4 protein-coding genes are annotated in these 2,894 nt (G+C 35.1%); all 4 read left to right on the top strand.

All coding sequences use genetic code 11. The features are described 5' to 3' along the window. The first annotated feature begins 159 nt into the window (after positions 1–159). The 4 genes from E1171_RS03450 (at position 160) to E1171_RS03465 (ending at position 2,412) form a co-directional block, all read left to right on the top strand. Positions 160–480, top strand: a complete 321-nt coding sequence (locus E1171_RS03450) for a DUF7677 family protein (protein WP_155204094.1) — start codon at positions 160–162, stop codon at positions 478–480. A 181-nt stretch (positions 481–661) separates the two neighbouring features. Beyond that, positions 662–1,120: a 3TM-type holin gene (locus E1171_RS03455; protein WP_155204096.1), complete on the top strand. Its 459-nt coding sequence runs from the start codon at positions 662–664 to the stop codon at positions 1,118–1,120. Positions 1,121–1,123: 3 nt separating this feature from the next. After that, positions 1,124–1,957 carry an N-acetylmuramoyl-L-alanine amidase gene (locus tag E1171_RS03460; protein ID WP_155204098.1) on the top strand — a complete coding sequence of 278 codons (834 nt, stop codon included), beginning with the start codon at positions 1,124–1,126 and terminating at the stop codon, positions 1,955–1,957. A gap of 137 nt (positions 1,958–2,094) precedes the next feature. Next, positions 2,095–2,412, top strand: a complete 318-nt coding sequence (locus E1171_RS03465) for a hypothetical protein (protein ID WP_155204101.1) — start codon at positions 2,095–2,097, stop codon at positions 2,410–2,412. Positions 2,413–2,894: the final 482 nt, after the last annotated feature.

Genomic DNA, 2,894 nt, shown 5'->3' on the forward strand with positions numbered 1-2,894 from the left:
CCTTGCTTTGCCAACGCGCAAAAGCCGACGCTAAAAAAGCACAGCAGCCAGCCGGAACGTTGGGCATCATTCCCCAAATTAGAGAGGCCGATTAACTTGCCTTTTTAACGAGCAAGTTTTGGTATAAGGAAAATTGAATTTGGTCAGAATTAGAAAATCATGAAATTAGGTAATTCATTTAGTGGGGCCTTAAGGACATTGGCTTATTTCATTACGAGTGGAACGCATTATCAATTAAAAGGAGTTGATTACCTTGATTTATTTGGAGAGGAACCCAGTGCTATCGAACAAGCATTTGCAATCTATGCTAATGTTATAGAACTTGATGAAAATGGGAAAGTCCTAAATGCAAAATTTGCTGAAAAAAGAGCAGTAGATTACATTCGATCCTATTGTGACTCATCGTTCAAAGTTGACCCTCCTTATGAAGGTTGGGAATTAGAATTACATGGTCCTCCACCACTGAATGATTTAATATAGCAGAATTGAATATTTAGAACTCCGAAAAAAACGGGATATAAACTTTGGATATAAAAAGATAAATAAAAAACTGCTAACAATGGATAAAAAAATCATAGCTGGCCGCAGGAGCAACACAAGCTAAGCTTTTTAGTCTTAGCCTTAGCAATCAAATAGGGAACCAAATACAAATAAGATAAACATGAAATTTCTATCTAAAATTTTCAGCAGCGGTGCCAAAGACATTTTGGAGCAAGGTGGAAAAATAATTGATAACCTGACCACTTCTGTTGATGAAAAGTCTAATGCCAAGAATGAGTTGACAAGCATTGTCATGACATCGCTTACAAATATCCAAAATGCTCAAAAGGAAATTATCCTTTCAGAAACATCCGGAAACTGGCTTCAAAGAAGCTGGAGGCCAATCGTGATGCTTTCATTTGCTTTCATAGTGGTATATTCTTTCTTTCTACAGCCTGCCTTTTTCCCGAACGCTATAATAGTGAAGGATTCTCTCCCAGATCACTTTTGGACACTACTGGAGATAGGAATTGGAGGGTATGTAGTAGGCAGGTCAGTAGAAAAAGTCGCTACAACTGTGACCAAAAATGTGGATATGCCATTTTTAAGAAAGAAAGATAGAAAAGACATTTACGGGTAAGTTATGATGGAAATAGAAAATCACTGGCTTAATGGTGACGACATAACCCAAATGTCGTGTCCCAAAAACATTAAGCCATTTGCCCATGGAATGCCTAATAGCATAATTATTCATTATACAGCTGGAAGGACGGGGGATTTATCAGCAAAATACTTGTGTAAAAACAATGTAAAAGCGTCTGCACATATAGTTATAGATAGGTCAGGTCATATCTACCAATTAGTCCCATTTAGTACCATCTCATGGCATGCAGGTAAAAGCTCATATGGAGGGCGATCGGGGTTTAATAACTTTTCCATAGGTATAGAAATAGACAATGCTGGAATTCTTGAAAAAGTAGGGAATCAATACAAAGCTTGGTTTGGTAAACTATACCCTGAAAGTGAGGTAATCCAGGCGATCCACAGAAATGAAAGCAGTCCAAGATATTGGCATACTTACACCGAAGAGCAAATTCAGCTAACAATTGATTTATGTGAGTTACTAATGGACAAATACTCCTCTATCAACAATATTTTAGGACATGAAGAAATTTCTGTTGGTAGAAAGCAAGATCCTGGTCCCGCATTTCCTCTGGACAAAATCAGAGCCTCATTCTTTGAAGATAGAGAAGATGTTTCTGAAAATAGGGATATGTCTGAAGGTTATGTAGATGTGCCTCAACTGAACATAAGAGAAATGCCTTCCATCAATTCGGATTTAGCTCATGCCCCTTTGCAAGAAGGAACAAAAGTAAAAATCCTTCAAAAACATAATGGATGGTATAAAGTAGAAACAAAAAAAGAAGGATGGATATCTGGCGATTATATTACTTTTGATAAAGAGTCGATTACTTAGAATAGATTGCTAACAACCAATAAGCTCAATGAGTAAGCTTATTTATTTGCCAGTTTCAGTGCAAAAAAGATATCCTAGAAATATTGAAACCAGATATACTCTCTGAGCTTATTTGGAACGTTAGCACCCATAATAAAATGAATTCAAGAATTAGTTATAGTGAAACAGGAAATGAACTAAGAGTTGAAATTATTCCAAAGCCTAAAGGAATTTTAAAGTTTGGAATGTTATTTTTCTATATTCTTCCTTTTCTTATTTTTATCGCCTTGGGAATAATTCTTTTGACTAGAAAGGATTTTGAAATGGAAACTTACTACATTCTTCTTGGACTAATTTTAGGGTCTTTGATTCTGATTATAATTTTTCTTAAAAAAATTTATGAGAAAGAAATAATAGTTGTGGACAAAATTCATCTAACTCTATTTAAAAGATTTATTTTCGACACTAATAAATAAAAAGGGGATTAAAGATTTAAAATATGTTGGGCGAGAAGAATTTACAATTCATCCTTTTGCCACTAAAGGTTTTGACTATTTAGGTATTGGGACAGGAGAAAAGGAAGTACAATGGTTTAGTGAAAGTGGAAACTTAGGCTTTTTTTACAATGGTTCCTTCTTTAGATTTGGTAAAAATATTTGGGATGAGGAAGGGCAAGTATTAATAGAAAAATTAAAGGAATATGGGTGCTAACAATATGTATAAAATCATTGCCGCGCGAGGCCAATAGCACTGCCTAAGCTACGCTTCATACATGGACCGTCGTGGTGCATTTGGAAAAACTCAAAATTGGATAAAAGAGATGAAAAGAATAAATCGAATAATGACAAATATCTGTTCGGACAATCTAGCTGTAAGTAAAAACTTTTATACAAAACTGTTCGACTTTAATGTGGATTACGATAGTGACTGGTTTGTTCACTTAATCTCAAAAGACAAA

It is taken from the genome of Xanthovirga aplysinae (assembly GCF_009711365.1).
Classification (GTDB): domain Bacteria; phylum Bacteroidota; class Bacteroidia; order Cytophagales; family Cyclobacteriaceae; genus Xanthovirga; species Xanthovirga aplysinae.

Bases quoted from the DNA above. Each gene is read 5' to 3' on its own strand.
- E1171_RS03450 (WP_155204094.1), top strand. From the start codon at position 160: ATGAAATTAGGTAATTCATTTAGTGGGGCCTTAAGGACATTGGCTTAT.
- E1171_RS03455 (WP_155204096.1), top strand. From the start codon at position 662: ATGAAATTTCTATCTAAAATTTTCAGCAGCGGTGCCAAAGACATTTTG.
- E1171_RS03460 (WP_155204098.1), top strand. From the start codon at position 1,124: ATGATGGAAATAGAAAATCACTGGCTTAATGGTGACGACATAACCCAA.
- E1171_RS03465 (WP_155204101.1), top strand. From the start codon at position 2,095: ATGAATTCAAGAATTAGTTATAGTGAAACAGGAAATGAACTAAGAGTT.